Here is a 16,311-nt window from a genome sequence, read left to right as displayed (position 1 = left end):
GTTTAGCTAGCCGACGACACTGCTCAACGAAGTCGAGGAGATCGATCTCCATGGGCAGAGTCGAATTCCTCGGCTTCACGTTTCTAACCCGTGATATCAGCCGAATAGATCGCTATTCAACAGAGCAGGAGCAAACAGTCGTCGAAATTCAATCGTTTGCCATGGAAGTTTCGGAGGCGAGCGAAGACGCAACGACCAGTCTCAATGAGATTGAACATGCTGGCGAAGATGTTGCCCGGTCAGTCGAAGGCGTCTCACGTCGTGCTAATATACAAAGCGACCAACTGCAACGTGTGGCCGGAGAAATGGGCGATATGTCGGCGACAATCGAAGAAATCGCGTCATCCTGTGAAGAAGTCTCGGTAACGGCGTCAGCTGCGGTCGATCGAAGTGACACCGGCCGAGAGTACGCTGCAGACGCCACATCACAGGTAGATTCGATCGAGCGACGGGCACGCGAGGTGGGCGATCAGATCGATACTCTCGACGATAAGATGGCCGAAGTTGGGAACATTGTAGATATGATTGATGAGATCGCTGACCAAACGAACCTGCTCGCGCTGAACGCTACGATTGAGGCAGCACGGGCTGGGGAGGCTGGTGACGGATTTGCAGTTGTCGCCAAGCAGGTAAAATCACTGGCCGAAGAGGCCTCTTCAGCGACTAAGCAGATCGAACAACAGATTACAGAGGCACAGACAGTTACCGAGAAAACAGTAACCAGTATCGAACAGATGACCGAACAAGTAGCGGAGGGAGCTTCAACCATCGATGAGACAATCGAGATCTTCGACGAGATTGCCGATACGATATCTGAAGCTGAAAGCGGAATGGCTGAGATATCGAGTGCCACAGACGACCAAGCAGCATCATCAGAGGAGGTCGCAGCCATGGTCGACGAGGGACTCACTCTCAGTGAGCAAACAGCCACTGATGCCGAAACGGTCGCGGCTGCAACCGAGGAGCAGGCAGCTTCGCTCAGCGAAGTCACACAGCGTGTCCGCCAGCTCTCGGAACGCGCTTCGACACTTCACGAGGAGGCCGACGCATTTGAGACCACTGACAAGATGGATTTAACATCTATCGAAGAAAGTGCGACACCACCTGCAGTCACCGACGGCGGACAACATGAGGAATCGTAGTTCTCAAATAGTTGTTCATCAATCGTAACAGCGACCAACTTGCAACCGGACCTGCTTTCGGTGATAGTGTTGAAATATTGGGCTCTATTGAATCACTAGATAGCGTCGGGATAGGTCGGTAAATCAAAGCGGTTGAAGCGGGAAAGTAACGGTTTGAATGAACGTAACCACCCGCTTCACCGAGGATGTAGTTTCGCTAGACGACGCCGCAATTGGCTCAATATCAATCAAAAAAGTTGACATTGAGACAAATAACTACAATCAACCGCAGTCTATCGGTTTGGTCGAAAACGATCAAGAGAAGTAGGTAAATCGGATTTAAATTCACGCACTTTCAACTGAGAAGATGACTTCGAAAAAGCCTGAATCGACCGCAGTCTAGCGTAGTGTGAGGTACTCCCCGTTGTCGATTGTGAGCTGACACTTGCTATAGACGAACGAGAGCCGTCCACCGGTTCGTGGCGTGCCGTCACACCGGGCGTCGAACAGGGCATCCAACGAATTGGTATCGATGACGTTCGCTAGCGGTGGGAGGGACTTTGGTGCTCGCCCTTCAACAGCGCTCACCGCCCGTACCACGGCCGTGCTCACCGGTTCGTCGATACCAATCTCGTATTCCACACCAGATCACAGTACCGGAGAAGTGAAACAGATTTCGTATTTCACTCGCATCATCAAAACAATTCTTCCGTGTATTAGCAGCTCACTATGTTACGATCAACCCCGCGCTCCGCAGATGTCGATGCCGTTGCCAACTACTGTCTTGACGCCTGGTGGTTAATTCGTGCTGCGAGTGCCACCTGCTCCGCTGGGTTGACGTGTGTTCCTGGGGTAGAGGAGAAAGGTTGGCTCAGGAGAGATCGACCGGAAGAGCGTCGGCCCGCTTTCAGGGACCGGCACTCATCAAAACAACGAAGCAGCGAGGTGTGTTTCGACTGCTGCTGATTACATCCTCTGTATGCAGCACGAGCGTCCTGACAGAGCAAGACGGTGTTGTGTCAATCGCCGATTGATTTTCTCAGTAGCCACCAGTTTGGCTGTGCGCAAATCCCGGTGACACCCACTCGTCCAATCGTCCATCGAATGAAAGCAAACGCCTTGCGTTCATTCGGCATTCCACCCCGCCGCAGTATGGTGATTTCGGACCCAAAAATCAGCTATGGGCGCTGCAGGCTCCGGTTCGACTGTCGAACGAATCGACCTTTCAGGCGTGAGGTGTCCGAATTCAGGTGGTCTGAGGCACACCGAAAGACACAGTATTCTGTGCGTGCATAGATTTCAGTATGCCTAGTATCACTGTCAACGTGGGCGACGACCTCAAGAAGCGAATGGAGAACCACCCAGAGATCAACTGGAGTGAGGTCACCCGACAGGCCATCCAAAAGAAAATCGAGACCCTCGAAGTGATGGACGAGCTCACCAGCGAAAGCGAACTTACCGAGAGCGATGTGCAGGACATCGCTGACAAAATCAACGAGAGCGGACGCAAGCGTGTTGGCGAGGAATCAGCGTAACCTCGACGAATGAAGCTGGTCATCGACGCCAACGTCGTCATCTCTGCACTCATCGCCGATTCAAAAACCCGAGAACTCGTCGTCACGCTCAAACCCGACCTTGTGACGCCAGCGTTCGTCCACGACGAAATCGAGAACTACCAAGATCTGATCATTGAGAAGTCCGGAATGGAACCAAATCGGGTGGCACAGTTCATTGATCTTCTGTTCCGCTACATTGAGGTTGTCCCTGCCAGCGAGTTCTATCCGGCTATCAAGAGCGCGGACGAAGCCATCGGTGATACCGACCCCGATGACGTACTTTATTTGGCGTGTGCAATTGCTAACAATGCGGCCATCTGAAGTGATGACTCCGACTTCAACGAACAAGATCTAGTTGAGACGTACACAACGAGTGATGTCATCAACACGTTCGAAACTCGGTGAACTACCCCACCCTACTCGCTCACCGCTAACGCGGGTCGCTCGTTGAGGGTGGGGCTTCCCGATTCGATGACGCGCTTTGCAGATACGGGAGTATCCACAGGGAGCGCAGTCTCCACAGGCGTTTCTTCGGAGTATCCCACTCCTAGCTGGCTCAGACCGCGAGAAAGGATGTTAATTGCCGCGTTCGCGTCCCGATCCGCTTCAAACCCACACGCTGGACACGAGTGTTCACGTACCCACAGCGGCTTCTCAGTTTTCACGCCGCAATTGGCGCACTCTTTCGTCGTATCCTTTGGGTCGACCGCCACAAAGTGCGTCCCTTCGCGGTCGCACTTGTATTCGAGTAACCGCTTGAACGTTCCCCACGCTGCCGATGCTCGGTTGCGGGAGTTGCCCGGTAGTTCGACTAGGCCCTTCGTATCTAGATCCTCGACAGCTACGAGGTCGTATTCACGGGCGTAGTACGCCGACAACTTGTGCAAGAAGTCTCGCCGCTTCCGTTTCAGGTCGGCGTGTCGCTGGGCGACGACCTTCCGTTGTTGCTCCCAATTGTTCGACCCGTGTTCTTTCCGTGAAAGGTCGCGCTGGGCGCGTTCCAATCGCTCACGTTCTGCCGACAGGTCAAGTGATTCCACGGCTGTTCCGTCAGTATCGTGGGCATATTTGAGGATTCCCACGTCGATCCCGACACACCGCTCCGGGTCGGCTAGTTTCTCCGGTGTCTGTTGACCGTCGACGGTGAAACAGGCATACCACTCACCTGTTGGCTCTTTCTTGATCGTGACCTCTTTGATTCTCACGTCGTCGGGTATCTCTCGGTGCTTGACAATGGGAATATCCGCAAGTTTCGACAGCGAAAGCACAGTCTGACCGTTCTTACTATCGAACTCGAAACCAGACTGTACGTAGGTGAAACTGCGGAACTCAGCGGGAGCCTTCCAGTTGAGGCTACCCACGTTGTAGCCTTGCTCTTTCAATTCGGAAAGAGCTTTGATGCTATCTTCGATTCGCATGACAGCGGCTTGAGCGACCGTTGAATACAGGTTGTTCAAGTCGTCCCACCACTCTTTGAGATCGGTGAGTTGATCCCGAACCTGTCGCACTCGTTGGTTGAGCGTTCCCGCCGATTGTGGAATCTCTCGAAACTCACCGAGAGCGTGGTTATACAGTTGTCTACAGGTATCGCGGTGGTAATCCAGCCGCTCACGTTGTTCGGACGTGGGCCTGAGCCGGAACCTGTAGGTGTAGTGCATGGTGAGTGGCTATTCGTCGGGTTCGGACGTTCGGACGATTTTCACGTCTGCGCCGCGCCACGATTTTGGGACGAGGACGTGTGCGCCGTTGCCGGTGGGCTTTACCTCCCCCTCAATGACTTCGTGGCCTTCGATTTCGTGTCTATCCATCACATGAATTTATACTTTGTTTCAACATAAATGTGTCGGTACGTGGGCCTGTGGGGTAATGATAGATGACAGTGTATGAGAGACGATGACGGCGTGGACGAATCGCAGAACGATTCGTTCGCCCACCAGAAATCAGAGATTTCTGGGGACGGTGTATCCCCTCCCTACCGCGTCCTCAGAAATCAAAGATTTCTGATGTGCGAACGAGACGCTTTGCGTCTCGTCAACGCTACTCGGTCGCTTTGCTCCCTGCGTTGCTTCTTGAGGAAGGGGGCTTACCGCCTAGAGTCAGCTAAACACTAGCAGGTCCTTCCCCGGCAACACACTCCATTCACACCCACTCAAGCGATGCATTGTGCCAGTCCACGTACTCTCGATCAACACTCCCATCAGGCAATGACATTCGTTCACCAGCCCGATCAATGATTGTTCGTTGCAACAAATCACTCTCTGTTTCGAACACCGGGTTCACCCGAAGTCGATAGTCTCGGTCAATCGTGAACAGGTCCCGGTCGAACGCCGCATGATGCGTTTTACTCAACGGCAACACATTCGACACATCAGCCCGATACTCCGGGAAATCACTCCATGACAACACGTGCGCAACATCCAACAATCCAGGATGGTCGACACCCGAAACCGGGCACATCGCATCATGCCGCGCCAACACAGTCGCCCGGAACTCGGGATCAACCATCCGAGCATGAACCGTCGTCTCGTACGTCCCAGTCGGCATCTCCCCGCTAGGCTGTGACGTCTCGGCGTCCGCCCATTTCTCGACCGCAGATTCGACGAACTGTCTCCCCTCGGAAGTCAGCGAATACGCATCACCGTCTTTCTTGATTAACCCCATACTTCGAAGCCAATTCACTCGTTGAGTCGCCATATCCGTCTGCCCACGCGACCACCCCAACTCCGGGTGTGTATTCAATTGCTGCTCACTGATCTCTACCAATTTCATTGGAGTCGCAGACAACGCATACAGCAAGCTTCGCAGTCCAACGTTACGAGAACACATAATCCGAAGCAACGTTTCTGTACACTGGTCCTGGACGTACTCACGGCCAAATTGGCCAAGCACCCACCGATCACTTTCTTGATGAAGGAACCCAACCTGTTGGAGGTAGCTCACTCGCCGCATAATCGAATCCCGACTCGACACATTTGGAAATATGCCGCGGTGCCAGCCAACCAATTCGTCATTCGTCGGGCCATGGGCCACAACAAACTCTAAAATCTCATCAAGTGTGTCGACATACTGGGTCCCACCGCCGAACATCGGGACAATACTTCGGAGACGATCCGGTGGCATAGTGGAATACTACGGTAGGTATGTATGATTCTTTCTCCAGAGCGGTGCGACAGGGAAGCAGGAATCGAAGTCTATGGCGTTTCGATAGACGACGCCGCCTATCGACGAAGAACTCAGGCTAGCCACTCACGCCGAACAGTTGGGTTTTGACGCACTTTGGGTGCGTGATGTACCGACAATCTGGCCGCGCTTTGGCGACGCTGGTGGGGCGTTTGACCCGTGGCCGCTGCTTGGGCATCTCGCGGCTTACACCGACGAAGTCGCGCTTGGCACATCGAGCGTCGTGCTCCCACTTCGACACCCACTCCACGTTGCAAAGTCCGCTGCAACCGTCGACCAGCTCTCAGGAGGGCGTCTTGTGTTGGGTGTTGCATCCGGAGACCGGGACCCTGAATACGAGGCTTTCGGCGTCGATCCCAATACACGTGGAGCTTTGTTCCGCGAAGCTGTCTCGACGATTCGAAGCTGTTGGGATGAGCCATACCCATCAATTGAGGGCGAATGGGGTCGACTCAACGGAGAACTTGACGTCCTTCCGAAGCCGTCGACTGGCTCAATCTCGGTGTTACCAACAGGCAACGCTAGACAATCCCGCGAGTGGATTGCTGACCATGGCGACGGTTGGCTATTTTACCATTTGCCCGAAAACACGTTGGAGTCGTATCTTGATACGTGGCGTGAACTCGCGGGTAACAAACCGTTCGTAATCGCTGTCCGTGTTGCACTCGCTGAGGATCCAACTGCGGACCGAGAACCACTCCACCTCGGTTATCGTGCTGGTGTTGAGTGGTTCGATACGTACTTTGATCACTTGGAGTCATACGGTCTCGACCATGTTATTATTGGACTGGAGGCTGATAATCCTCAACAAGCAATGACGATATTTGCTGAACAAATTCTGGATGGGAGGTAGTCACCCTTCCTCCCGTGGAAGCGAGATGGTGACAACGGATCCGGTCACCTCGTTCTCACTGAACTGAACACTACCCCCGAGCAGGTCGGTTCCCCATTTGATAATCCAGAGTCCGGGCCCGCTCCCGTGGTGAAGCGCGGATTCGGTTCCTCCAGAAAGCACAGACAATTCGTACTCGGATATTCCTGGCCCATCATCTCGGATTTCAATCGTTATCCGTTCATCGACGCTAGTAACGATTTTGATGTGCGGACTGTCGCTGTCGTTGTGTTCGGCGGCGTTCTCGATAGCGTTTAAAAGAACTGAATCGAGGAAGCCATTGACCGTTACATCCTGATCGGCGGCTTGGAGGTCAACAGTAGCGTCCGGAAAGCGTGATCTGACCTCACTGACACTCTCTTCAAGGATCGTCTGCATCGATTTGAATTTAGAACTCTTCCGCGCACGGCTGAAAAGTTGGATCGCCTCGCGACCCTTTTGTCCCAGTTCGTCGATCCGAAGTGCGCTTTGTTCTACCTTCAAAAGGCATGATGTAAAGTCTTAATCCGACCACAACTGATGTAATAAATACGATTTCATGATAATCTATTTGTAGCAAAAAAAGAGACTATAATTATGAGTGGACTCACGGTAGTAACCGGAGGTCTACTTGCGACAGTCATAATCAGCGGATTCGCTGGGATTATAACTATCTATATGATATTGCAGCGGGGAGATTTGCAGTTTACAAGGCCGTTTTCGGTGTATTTACTCTCCTACTCTGGATGGACGTTGGGATCTGCTTTCCTCTGGCTCAGTCCCGATCAGACAGCTGCTATTGGATTCGAAATCCTCACCGAATTGTTTGGAACTGCCACCATGTTGGGGTGGGTCTATTTCGTTATCTCCTATACAGGACTGCGTGAACGGGCTTCCCGCTGGCCTAAGGTGATTTTACGTGTATTTATCGGCATCTATCTTATTCGTATTGCCGCGATCTGTATTCTCTGGTTCACTGCGAATCCACCGGGAATCGACACCTATGAGGGTCTCACGGTTGTGACTACACAAACGGAGCTTGAGCCGTATGGATTCGGCATCGTGACAGTGTTTACCGGGTTAGGGATTCTATTCTGGAGCTTTTTTGTCCTCTGGCAATTCCAACGGAGTGAGGTGTCCGGCCAGCGACAGCAGGCTCGCCTCATTCTATTTTCCGGAATGTTACCGGCGTTCGTGTACGTCGGGTACATTAGTGCCGACATTACGCCGCACGAATACTTGGATCCGACACCGCTTTTCTTTACCCTCTCCGCGTTCGGAACGTGGTTTGCCATCGCGAAATACGATTTTTTGGAACTTGAACCAATTGCGGCCAATATGTTATTCAAATCAATGCCGGATCCCGTCGTCATTTTGGATGATGACCACACAATTCTCAACGCTAACGAAAGCGCCACCTCGCTCGGTTTTTCTGTCGATAGATCCGCTCCCGACACAATAGTTGCTGCCATTGAGGGTTCTTGTTCAGAAGTCGCACTGGAATCGATTGAGGGTGAAACGCGGACATTCGACCTGAACGTCACGCCATTCAGGGATGGCCGTCGTCTCGTTGACCTGCGGGACATCACGACCCGTATCCAGCGTAAACGAGAACTCGAACAGCAGAATGAGCGACTCGACGAGTTCGCCAGCGTCGTCTCACACGACCTTCGGAACCCCTTGAACGTCGCTGCCGGAAACCTCCAACTTCTCTCTGAGACTGGGAATCTGGAGCGAACCGAACAGATTGACCGAAGCCTCACTCGGATGGAGGATATCATCACTGATCTGTTGTCGATGGCCAGAGCCGGCGGGACGATTGACGACACTGAACCGGTTCAGATCCACGTGATGGCCCGCGCAGCTTCACAGCAGGTACAGGCCAACAGCGACGTAAACTTTGAGATTGACACCGACCTGACCCTCGAAGCCAATCGTAGTCGACTTCAGGAGCTGTTCGAGAATCTCTTCAGGAACGCTATCGAACACAACGACCTTCCACTCACAATCTCTGTCGAAACTATTTGTAAGAACGGAGAACCGATCGGGTTTGCCGTCTCTGATACTGGTCACGGTGTCCCACCAACCGTCCGAGCGGATGTTTTCACACACGGCTATACGACAAACGAAGACGGAACCGGACTGGGACTCTCAATCGTACAGAATATTGTCTCCGCTCACGGCTGGAAAATCAGGCTTACTGAAAGTGAAGGCGGCGGTGCACGGTTCGAGATTACTGGGGTAAGGTTCATTGAGTGATTGTTGACATTCTCCCCACGCTGAAGCGCGAGGTTTTAGGCTTGCGAATTCGATAAGCTTGAGCCATCACATACAGTAACGGGTGTTTGAACCGGTTGAGAACTTCAGTCATTACCAACAGATACAGCTCACAGCAGTGAAATAGTGTCTCCCCCTCGGTCTTTGTTATCTGATCATAGTAGGTCGTGTACCTCTCAGAACGGGTTTCTCACTGTCTACAAAGAGTAGTGAACACGAGAGGTCAATCAACAAAACCTCATTAGCTAATCACTTCAGTTCGATCTTAAGATCGCTACCGTCAGTCTTTACGACGTTTGCGATACCATTGCCAGCAGCGAAGGCGACGTGTTCGGCACCAAAGCCTAATCGCTCAGCAATGCTCCGATCCGGCTCGAACTCGTGGGTTTCAACCTCGGAACCAAGTAGATCGGCAATTCTATCTTTGACATCGGCCTCGGTTCCGAGTTCGTCGACGAGCCCGATCTCCATCGCGTCGGTCCCAAGATAGATGCGCGCCTCCGTATCGCGGATTTCTTCGGGGTCCATATTACGTCCCTCGCTGACGGTCTCGACAAACTGATGATAGTAGCCATCGATGATATTTTGGAGATATTCGCGCTCGTCGTCCTCGATTTCTCGGAGGGGAACGCCAGCGTCTTTGTATTCACCGGCTGTGAACTGTTCGTACGAGAGCCCGAGTTTGTCGGCCAGTCCAGCCGCGTTGGGTCGTGAGCCGACGACACCGATCGACCCGACGAGGCTGGCATCTCTGGCCCACACCTTGTCGCACCCGCTTGCGATCCAGTACCCGCCAGAGGCACACGTGTCGGTCGCATACGCAATTGTCGGGCCGCCGAAGTCGACCTCGGCTCCGTCGACCCAACTCGCATATACCAGCTTGCTCTACTCTCAATGGGTGCTAATCAAGAGTCGACTGAACCGCCTCGTGAGTCCGAACCAAGGCACAATTCTAATCCTCATCACGATTCTGATCACACCCAGCCGCCGGTCTGTGAAGGCGATACTCTGGTTGTTGAGATTCAAGAGATCGGAGACAAAGGTGATGGTCTAACGCGTGTCGGCCGTGGATATGTTGTGATTATCCCCGATACCGAAAGGGGAGAGAGGGTTAAAATTGAAATCGAAACCGTTCGAGAGAATGTCGCGTTTGCTCGAGTAACTGAGCGAGTGGACTATTATCAGTGAGGAAAGGAGTACGGGCCGGATGACCCGTTCACTAAAAAACTATGTCAAAACGGTAAATTTATTTGTATTAAAATACATAACAAATTGAGACACTACAGATGTACGATCTAACAGGATTCCAACGAGATCTGTTGTACGTTATCGCTGGGCTTGACGAGCCCCATGGCCTAGCAATCAAAGAAGAAGTCCAAGAGTACTACGAAAAAGAGATCCATCACGGCCGGCTGTATCCCAACCTCGATACACTTGTTGAGAAAGGACTCGTCGAAAAAGGTCAGTTGGACCGTCGAACCAACTTCTATACGATGACTCGGCGTGGAAACCGTGAGATCGATGCCCGTTCGGATTGGGAAGAACAATATTTAGCAGCATAATCATTCTATCGCAGCTAGTCGGTGGTCGCAATTGCTACTTTTTGTCTCAGGATTTCCAATACTATGTGAACTTCATCATACCACGGATATTCACTTCCAAAATAAATTTCAATAGGATATAGTTATTTGAATTGTACGTAGACGAAACATGACAAATGAAAAGGGACGGACGTTCCTGAAAACTGCTGGTACACTCACACTCGGAAGTATAGTCGGTACTTCCCGAATGCTGTTTCGTGAGCTGTGCTGAGTTACGCTTCGTTGGATCAAACACTTCGTGATTGCTCTGTGAAGAGTGGAATAGAGTTCACAGATCAAGAGAACCAAGCGAAAAGAACTCATGTAGCCGTCAGAGACGGGTACTGTAGCTCAGGAGGCGCTTACCCGAGGCCGCGGGCGCTCAGCCCGCGGCCGGTGCGTACGCTTCTGGCACACCGACGTCGTTCATTTCGATCTCCCAACTCCGCTCTAATTCCTCCTCCAATACGTGTCTGATCCAGTCAGAGAAGGTTTTGAACGTGAACCCTTCGGGCAGGTCGCGCCCGCCCCGCCGTGGGCGGGCGACGACCGCCCATCGAAGCACGAGCCAGAGATTTTCCAGTAAGAAGAGGGTGTCATAGAAGTGTTCACATGGTTTGTTGAATCAACTCTAACGAATTGAAAACGCCGTACACTTGGTGCACGCTATTCTTAGCTTGTCGTAGCTATGGCGAAAGAGAAGTTCGGAGTCGCTGTTGACGAGGAAATCGTGCGAGAACTAGATGAATTGGTCGCTAAATGTGACGATCTCGGAGTCAGCCGCTCCGAGATCGTCGAAGCCATCCTCACAGCATTCGTTCAATCCGAGACGAATCACGTTAAACAGGTTCGAGAGATCATTATTCGGACACGAAAAGGTACTCTCTAACAGATTTTAAACGTCGTGCACCTTGTGCACGCATCTCTAAGGAAGTAAACCGTTATAATAGTAACTTAACTGACTATAGTGTGTGAAGAGTTCTATGACACGCTCGTAAGAATCCAACTAGGACAAACGCAAAGCGGACAATTGGATCCTGAGTCGTCGTTACCACCCGTGCTTGGCGGAAGACACGATAACTCGTCTCAATCGCCGAGCGTTTCCGATAGAGCCGTTCGACCTGTTTGGGCGTGCGATCAGCCAGATCGCACGCCACATAGCCTCGAACGATCTCTCCGCTTTTGCCACGATCTCCGGCTTGGTAGGAAACCGCGACTGCAAGCGGGAATTTCAGTTCCCGTTTGCAGTCTTTGTACATCTGATAGGCCGTCATGTACGAACAGTGCGTGTCTAACTTTCTCTTCATGCGTTTGCCCTTCTTTTGGACGGGAACGACAGTCGCAGCAATATCACGTGACCGACGCAGGATACGTTCGTTATAGAAGCCACGATCAGCCAATAGAATGTCTATATCGAAGGCATAGGCCTCGATGCGGTCGAGGAGCTCGACCGCATCGGCCTCACTCTCATCACTGCGCACGTACGTCATAGCCAGCGTCACCGGCTTCCTGTTTGAAACGAGGTATGCTGAACAATAGCGGTGACACGTTGTTGTACCGTCTTTAGCTGCCATCCGACAGAGTTCGCCGATCTCATCGGCGTACGTCCCGTGATAGGGGTTATCGACGAAATCAATGGAGACGATCCTCGACCGGTCAGGGTCGAGGATCGTCATTGCCATCTCCTTCAGTAGGTCGTTAGCAATCCGCTCTAACCACTCTCGGTTGAGAGTATTGAGCCAGTCCATGACTGTGTCGTCACAGGGAGCGTTGTCGTTGTCTTTGCAGGTTTCCCAGATGGACGTTTGGTTGACTGCTGCAAGGGTGACGACAGCCCAGATCTCGCCGGGATCGAGGGGCGAGCCCTCGATTCCCGGCAGCGGGAGCTGCTCAACGAGATCTTCCGCTAGATCTTTCACGTCTGTGGCTGAAAGATGCCCGTCTGGTTGAGGAATCGTGAAAACATTCACTCAACCAAACATTTTCCTGATGAGAGCTACGTTTCAGCTACAGCTCTCAGACCGGTTGTGAAGTACCGATAGTATATTGGTCAACTACCTCGGCTGCGAAACCAGATGAGAAATCCGGCAATAAAAATGGCTCTTCCAAAGACAGTGGGTTCCCACCGGCTGGGATCACCTCGTGGGGAGACTCCGTTCCCTACGGTGAGGGAGAAGTCAGCTCGTTTGCGTCGGTAACGCCTTCAGGTAAGCCGAAGTATGTGGGCGTTCACCTCTCGGCGGACGTATTCGAGGGGCTTCCGTATGCGGAAGACTTCGAAAATGGTGACGCAGAAGGGGTCACAAAGAACGGCTTCTGGATACAGCCGGCCAACATCGCGTTGCCGGACGAGGTTCCCTCACCATTCGAATACGTGGGATTCGGATGGAATCCACAGGGTCACACCCCTGAGGAGGTCTACACCGAACCTCACTTTGACATCCACTTTTATTTCAACGATACCGAGACGATCGGAGCAATAGACGAAGGCATTGTCGAGAAACTCCCAGCAGAAAAAACACCTGAAGGCTATCGCCTCATTGAAAAGGGAGCTCTCATCCCACAAATGGGTGCTCACTTAGCACCTGAGGACGCTCCCGAATTCAACGGAGGTGAGTGGGAGGATACACTCATTTGGGGTACAGCAGACGTCGACGATGATGACGAGTATGAACTCAACTTCATCGAACCTATGATCACCTTGGATTATCTCGAGGATCTTAGCGGTAACAACGCACAGGATATCTCCCAACCTGAGGACTATCCACAAGAAGGACACTATCCAACTACCTACATCCGACGTAAACTCGGTAGCGGGGACGTTGTGGTTGCACTTGGCGATTTCGTTGTACAGACGGTCTGAGTTTTATACTGTCTCGGCAGCACGGCAGTTCTTGGGAGAGCCAGACCGTGTCTATGCGCACGCGGACGATTCACGACAGACGGGCGTCGACACCGAGTTCGCGGCTATCCTTGAATACGAAAACGGAGCCTCAGCACGGATCGCCGCGGGCTTCGACACGCCGAAGGTCCAACGCTACCGCGTCGAGGGGGCGAACGGCTGGATATAGGTCGACGACGCCTTCGACGCACCGCTCGACGAACAACTCGAACTGACCTACGAGATCGACGGCGAGTACAACCGCGAGACGTTCGAACCGGTCAATCAGTACCGATTGCAAGTCGACCACTTTGCTGAGTGCGTAGATGCGGATCAACGACCCCGAACCGATGGTGCGGAGGCAATTGCGAATATGCGAGTGATTGATGTCCTCTATGACAGCGCCGAACACGGAGCACCGGTTGAGCTACCTTGACATGCTCTTGCAACGTAAGGCGCGCATTGGTGTCAAATATATATTATTATAACATAACGCCACAGTTCAGTTAAGTAGTCACACTGAACCAATCCTGGAAGGATCCCTTATCAAGGGGAGTGGATGAGGGATCGCATCCGGATTGGACAATGTTCAACGGGTGCACCTTTAGCGTTTCTGCACTCCAAAGCCAGGGCGCATGTGGAAAAATGAAAGTTAGACATATAATTCTTTCGTCTAACATTAAGCTGACAAAGGTAATATACGAGTGATTGCTACTATATGAACTGTTAACTCACCCATATTCTACAGATGAGCAAATCGAGTGTCTTGGACATGGCCCCGAAGCGGTTCTCCGTGTACAACGTTGTCTGGTTTTTGTCCAGTTTTCGTCGGATTGTTTTGATCGAAATTATCGAAACCTGTGTTCAAAGGCCCTCGTTTTGTGTGCAAGGCGGTCACGCTATGTGAAAAACAGGTTTGATTGCCGATTCGAAATCGCCGAAATCTTCAGACTGACCGAATTTCGTCAACGCAGATAGGGCGTTACGACTACCTCTGTAGTCGGATTCGATGTGACACGGAACGGTACGTGGAGTTCTGCCGGATCCTTCGGTTCTTCGAGTTCGAGTCGCCACTTCTCGAAGACGCACGCAAGGGTAACTGCCATCTCGACCATGGCAAACTCTTCGCCGATACAAACTCGGTGGCCGCCGCCGAATGGGAAGTACGCGAACCGAGGGCGATCATCGGCGTCAGTCTCCAACCATCGCTCCGGGCGGAACTCGTCCGGGCGGGGCCACCATCGCTCATCACGGTGAATGGCACGCTGCACTGGCATCAGGACGGTTCCTTCGTCGAATGCGTACTTACCGAGCTCCACAGGCCGTGTCGTCTGCCGGATTAACCGAGACACCGGTGGGTAAAGCCGCATCGTCTCGTGAAGAACTGCTTCAACGTATTCCAATTCCTTCACGTGTGCAGGCATCAATTCGTCGTCGCCCACGATGTCGTCTAACTCGTCGCACACCCGGTCCTGAATGGTTGGGTGACGAGCGAGCAGGTACAATGTGAATGTGAGTGTCGCTGCAGTCGTCTCATGTCCGGCAAAGAACAGCGTCATTAGTTGGTCGCGCATGTCATTGGCCGGCACCGGGGTGTCGATACGCTCGTCGGCCAACAACAACTGCGAGACAACATCTTCATCGGTCGGTTCGACGCCTTCGGTACGCCGCTGGGCGACCACCTCGTCGACGAACCCCCGGCAGCGTTGCAATCCACTGTTATATTCCTGCCACATTGGGAGCGGCACCCACCGGGGGACGAAATTGGCGACAACCTGCCGCCCAGGCTTGGACGGTGCTCGCGTCGCCCGTACTGCGTCTTTGATGCCTCGGGCTTTGAAGTCAATGTCGGTGCCGAATAGTGTGCGAAGTAGCACGTCCATCGTCAAAGGTTCGATTTCGTCCTGTACGACTTGCGGCTGATCGGGCGTCCATGCTTCCACGCGAGAGCGAGCAACGTCGCACATCACATCGAAGTACCGGTGATCGATGGCCTTGCGATAAAACACCGACTGGGACTGCTCTCGCTGGCGTCGCCACGTCTTGCCACTGCTGAGGACAAGGCCATTGCCGATCTGGTGTTCGAGCATATCTCGCATTACATCGGCTTTCTTGAATGCATCATGTTTCGTAACGAATATTTCTTCGATGATGAACGGGTCAAAGACATAGACATGATCACCGACGCCGAGCAGGCGAGCTTCAACAACGTCGCCGTACTCGTCGTGTAGGTCGCGGTAGAACGCACCCTGCTGGCGATAGAGGTCAAGTGTCTGCCCGATGAGTGGGAGGCCGTCCGCGCGGGGTGGTACGGCCGTCGTAGAATTCTTCACTGACATATCTCTCTAAGGCAACTGTTTAAAATTTTGTGCCTTGGAAAAATTTTCTGGTGATTTACTGTGTGCAAAGAGAGTATCTGTGTTTTTGATCGCAGAATAAATCCGACAAATCCTACATATACTCGCAGATGAAATTTCTGCTTTGATGATGCGATTTGCAGGAATCAAACAGGTTTCAGTGACATCCTCCTCGCCGTTAACGGCGAGTCTTCCCACGCATGGGGAATACCAGTCAGTCGTCGTCACCAGAACCAAGGGTTCTGATTGGCTCACGAGACTTAGTCTCAGTTGATCACATCGTGAGCCTCCCGATCTCCTTCAATAGGTGCTGAATCTGTGTCTGCGGTGGCTGGCTAGCCTCCAGCAAGACGGTGGCTGCGAGTTCTACCGGCATCCAGTCGCTGTCGGCGGCGATCAGCCGCCGACGCGACGGCGTTGCCACTCACCAACGCTGCCCTAATCCAAGGACAACTACCGGAAGAACCGGCTGTCAAGCGGTTGGTTCG

Annotated in this window: 14 protein-coding genes and 6 pseudogenes; 10 read left to right on the top strand and 10 right to left on the bottom strand. The window is 52.6% G+C overall.

The features are described 5' to 3' along the window. The first annotated feature begins 50 nt into the window (after window positions 1–50). Window positions 51–1,142: a methyl-accepting chemotaxis protein gene (locus O2S87_RS15360; protein WP_475409650.1), complete on the top strand. Its 1,092-nt coding sequence runs from the start codon at window positions 51–53 to the stop codon at window positions 1,140–1,142. Window positions 1,143–1,520: 378 nt separating this feature from the next. Here the strand turns inward: O2S87_RS15360 and O2S87_RS15355 are convergent, their stop codons facing one another. Continuing rightward, the gene (locus tag O2S87_RS15355) at window positions 1,521–1,763 is read right to left on the bottom strand and encodes a HalOD1 output domain-containing protein (RefSeq protein ID WP_475409649.1); all 243 of its coding nucleotides are present in this window, start codon (window positions 1,761–1,763) and stop codon (window positions 1,521–1,523) included. A 662-nt stretch (window positions 1,764–2,425) separates the two neighbouring features. On the opposite strand from O2S87_RS15355, the gene O2S87_RS15350 reads away from it, so the two are divergent. Then, window positions 2,426–2,656 carry a hypothetical protein gene (locus tag O2S87_RS15350; RefSeq protein WP_475409648.1) on the top strand — a complete coding sequence of 77 codons (231 nt, stop codon included), beginning with the start codon at window positions 2,426–2,428 and terminating at the stop codon, window positions 2,654–2,656. A 9-nt stretch (window positions 2,657–2,665) separates the two neighbouring features. Next, window positions 2,666–3,082 (top strand): annotated as a pseudogene (locus O2S87_RS15345) (PIN domain-containing protein). An 11-nt stretch (window positions 3,083–3,093) separates the two neighbouring features. Here O2S87_RS15345 and O2S87_RS15340 read toward each other — a convergent pair. The 3 genes from O2S87_RS15340 to O2S87_RS15330 form a co-directional block, all read right to left on the bottom strand. After that, on the bottom strand, window positions 3,094–4,335 hold the full coding sequence (locus tag O2S87_RS15340; RefSeq protein WP_475409647.1) for an RNA-guided endonuclease InsQ/TnpB family protein: 1,242 nt from the start codon (window positions 4,333–4,335) through the stop codon (window positions 3,094–3,096). A gap of 9 nt (window positions 4,336–4,344) precedes the next feature. Then, window positions 4,345–4,485, bottom strand: a complete 141-nt coding sequence (locus O2S87_RS15335) for a DUF2080 family transposase-associated protein (RefSeq protein WP_475409646.1) — start codon at window positions 4,483–4,485, stop codon at window positions 4,345–4,347. Window positions 4,486–4,816: 331 nt separating this feature from the next. Further along, window positions 4,817–5,764, bottom strand: a complete 948-nt coding sequence (locus tag O2S87_RS15330) for an HNH endonuclease (RefSeq protein WP_475409645.1) — start codon at window positions 5,762–5,764, stop codon at window positions 4,817–4,819. A 121-nt stretch (window positions 5,765–5,885) separates the two neighbouring features. On the opposite strand from O2S87_RS15330, the pseudogene O2S87_RS15325 reads away from it, so the two are divergent. Beyond that, a pseudogene (locus O2S87_RS15325) lies at window positions 5,886–6,710 on the top strand (TIGR03571 family LLM class oxidoreductase); the annotation flags it as partial. On the opposite strand, the gene O2S87_RS15320 reads toward O2S87_RS15325, so the two are convergent. After that, a complete protein-coding gene (locus O2S87_RS15320) occupies window positions 6,711–7,232 on the bottom strand; it encodes a sensor histidine kinase (protein ID WP_475409644.1) in 522 nt (173 codons plus the stop codon). A 93-nt stretch (window positions 7,233–7,325) separates the two neighbouring features. Here O2S87_RS15320 and O2S87_RS15315 point away from each other — a divergent pair, with 93 nt between their 5' ends. Further along, window positions 7,326–8,987 (top strand): histidine kinase N-terminal 7TM domain-containing protein, encoded by a 1,662-nt coding sequence (locus O2S87_RS15315; RefSeq protein WP_475409643.1) that lies wholly within the window; start codon window positions 7,326–7,328, stop codon window positions 8,985–8,987. A 267-nt stretch (window positions 8,988–9,254) separates the two neighbouring features. On the opposite strand, the pseudogene O2S87_RS15310 reads toward O2S87_RS15315, so the two are convergent. Next, a pseudogene (locus O2S87_RS15310) lies at window positions 9,255–9,857 on the bottom strand (S49 family peptidase); the annotation flags it as partial. Between the two features lie 42 nt (window positions 9,858–9,899). Between O2S87_RS15310 and O2S87_RS15305 the strand changes: the two are divergent. Both O2S87_RS15305 and O2S87_RS15300 read left to right on the top strand, forming a co-directional pair. After that, complete coding sequence (locus tag O2S87_RS15305) at window positions 9,900–10,193, top strand: TRAM domain-containing protein (protein ID WP_475409642.1); 294 nt, start codon at window positions 9,900–9,902, stop codon at window positions 10,191–10,193. A gap of 98 nt (window positions 10,194–10,291) precedes the next feature. After that, window positions 10,292–10,567 (top strand): helix-turn-helix transcriptional regulator, encoded by a 276-nt coding sequence (locus tag O2S87_RS15300; RefSeq protein ID WP_475409641.1) that lies wholly within the window; start codon window positions 10,292–10,294, stop codon window positions 10,565–10,567. A gap of 400 nt (window positions 10,568–10,967) precedes the next feature. Here the strand turns inward: O2S87_RS15300 and O2S87_RS15295 are convergent. Beyond that, window positions 10,968–11,174, bottom strand: a pseudogene (locus O2S87_RS15295) (ISH3 family transposase); the annotation flags it as partial. A 99-nt stretch (window positions 11,175–11,273) separates the two neighbouring features. On the opposite strand from O2S87_RS15295, the gene O2S87_RS15290 reads away from it, so the two are divergent. Continuing rightward, a complete protein-coding gene (locus O2S87_RS15290) occupies window positions 11,274–11,474 on the top strand; it encodes a ribbon-helix-helix protein, CopG family (RefSeq protein ID WP_475407374.1) in 201 nt (66 codons plus the stop codon). A gap of 106 nt (window positions 11,475–11,580) precedes the next feature. On the opposite strand, the pseudogene O2S87_RS15285 reads toward O2S87_RS15290, so the two are convergent. Next, window positions 11,581–12,555 (bottom strand): annotated as a pseudogene (locus O2S87_RS15285) (ISH3 family transposase); the annotation flags it as partial. Between the two features lie 251 nt (window positions 12,556–12,806). Here O2S87_RS15285 and O2S87_RS15280 point away from each other — a divergent pair. Both O2S87_RS15280 and O2S87_RS15275 read left to right on the top strand, forming a co-directional pair. Further along, the gene (locus tag O2S87_RS15280; protein ID WP_475409640.1) at window positions 12,807–13,448 is read left to right on the top strand and encodes a hypothetical protein; all 642 of its coding nucleotides are present in this window, start codon (window positions 12,807–12,809) and stop codon (window positions 13,446–13,448) included. Between the two features lie 4 nt (window positions 13,449–13,452). Then, window positions 13,453–13,902 (top strand): annotated as a pseudogene (locus O2S87_RS15275) (Gfo/Idh/MocA family protein); the annotation flags it as partial. Window positions 13,903–14,431: 529 nt separating this feature from the next. Here the strand turns inward: O2S87_RS15275 and O2S87_RS15270 are convergent. Both O2S87_RS15270 and O2S87_RS15265 read right to left on the bottom strand, forming a co-directional pair. Beyond that, a complete protein-coding gene (locus tag O2S87_RS15270; RefSeq protein WP_475409639.1) occupies window positions 14,432–15,799 on the bottom strand; it encodes a cytochrome P450 in 1,368 nt (455 codons plus the stop codon). Window positions 15,800–16,097: 298 nt separating this feature from the next. Further along, a complete protein-coding gene (locus O2S87_RS15265) occupies window positions 16,098–16,247 on the bottom strand; it encodes a hypothetical protein (RefSeq protein ID WP_475409638.1) in 150 nt (49 codons plus the stop codon). Between the last annotated feature and the right edge of the window lie 64 nt (window positions 16,248–16,311).

Source organism: Halohasta sp. A2 (assembly GCF_056175805.1).
The sequence above is the reverse complement of the archived record's forward strand: the minus strand, read 5'-3'. Positions and strand labels throughout refer to the sequence as shown.

Excerpts from the sequence above, each read along its gene's own strand:
- O2S87_RS15350 (WP_475409648.1), top strand. The coding sequence starts at position 2,426 with ATGCCTAGTATCACTGTCAACGTGGGCGACGACCTCAAGAAGCGAATG.
- O2S87_RS15335 (WP_475409646.1), bottom strand. The coding sequence starts at position 4,485 with ATGGATAGACACGAAATCGAAGGCCACGAAGTCATTGAGGGGGAGGTA.
- O2S87_RS15340 (WP_475409647.1), bottom strand. The coding sequence starts at position 4,335 with ATGCACTACACCTACAGGTTCCGGCTCAGGCCCACGTCCGAACAACGT.
- O2S87_RS15360 (WP_475409650.1), top strand. The coding sequence starts at position 51 with ATGGGCAGAGTCGAATTCCTCGGCTTCACGTTTCTAACCCGTGATATC.
- O2S87_RS15290 (WP_475407374.1), top strand. The coding sequence starts at position 11,274 with ATGGCGAAAGAGAAGTTCGGAGTCGCTGTTGACGAGGAAATCGTGCGA.
- O2S87_RS15315 (WP_475409643.1), top strand. The coding sequence starts at position 7,326 with ATGAGTGGACTCACGGTAGTAACCGGAGGTCTACTTGCGACAGTCATA.
- O2S87_RS15305 (WP_475409642.1), top strand. The coding sequence starts at position 9,900 with ATGGGTGCTAATCAAGAGTCGACTGAACCGCCTCGTGAGTCCGAACCA.
- O2S87_RS15300 (WP_475409641.1), top strand. The coding sequence starts at position 10,292 with ATGTACGATCTAACAGGATTCCAACGAGATCTGTTGTACGTTATCGCT.
- O2S87_RS15330 (WP_475409645.1), bottom strand. The coding sequence starts at position 5,764 with ATGTTCGGCGGTGGGACCCAGTATGTCGACACACTTGATGAGATTTTA.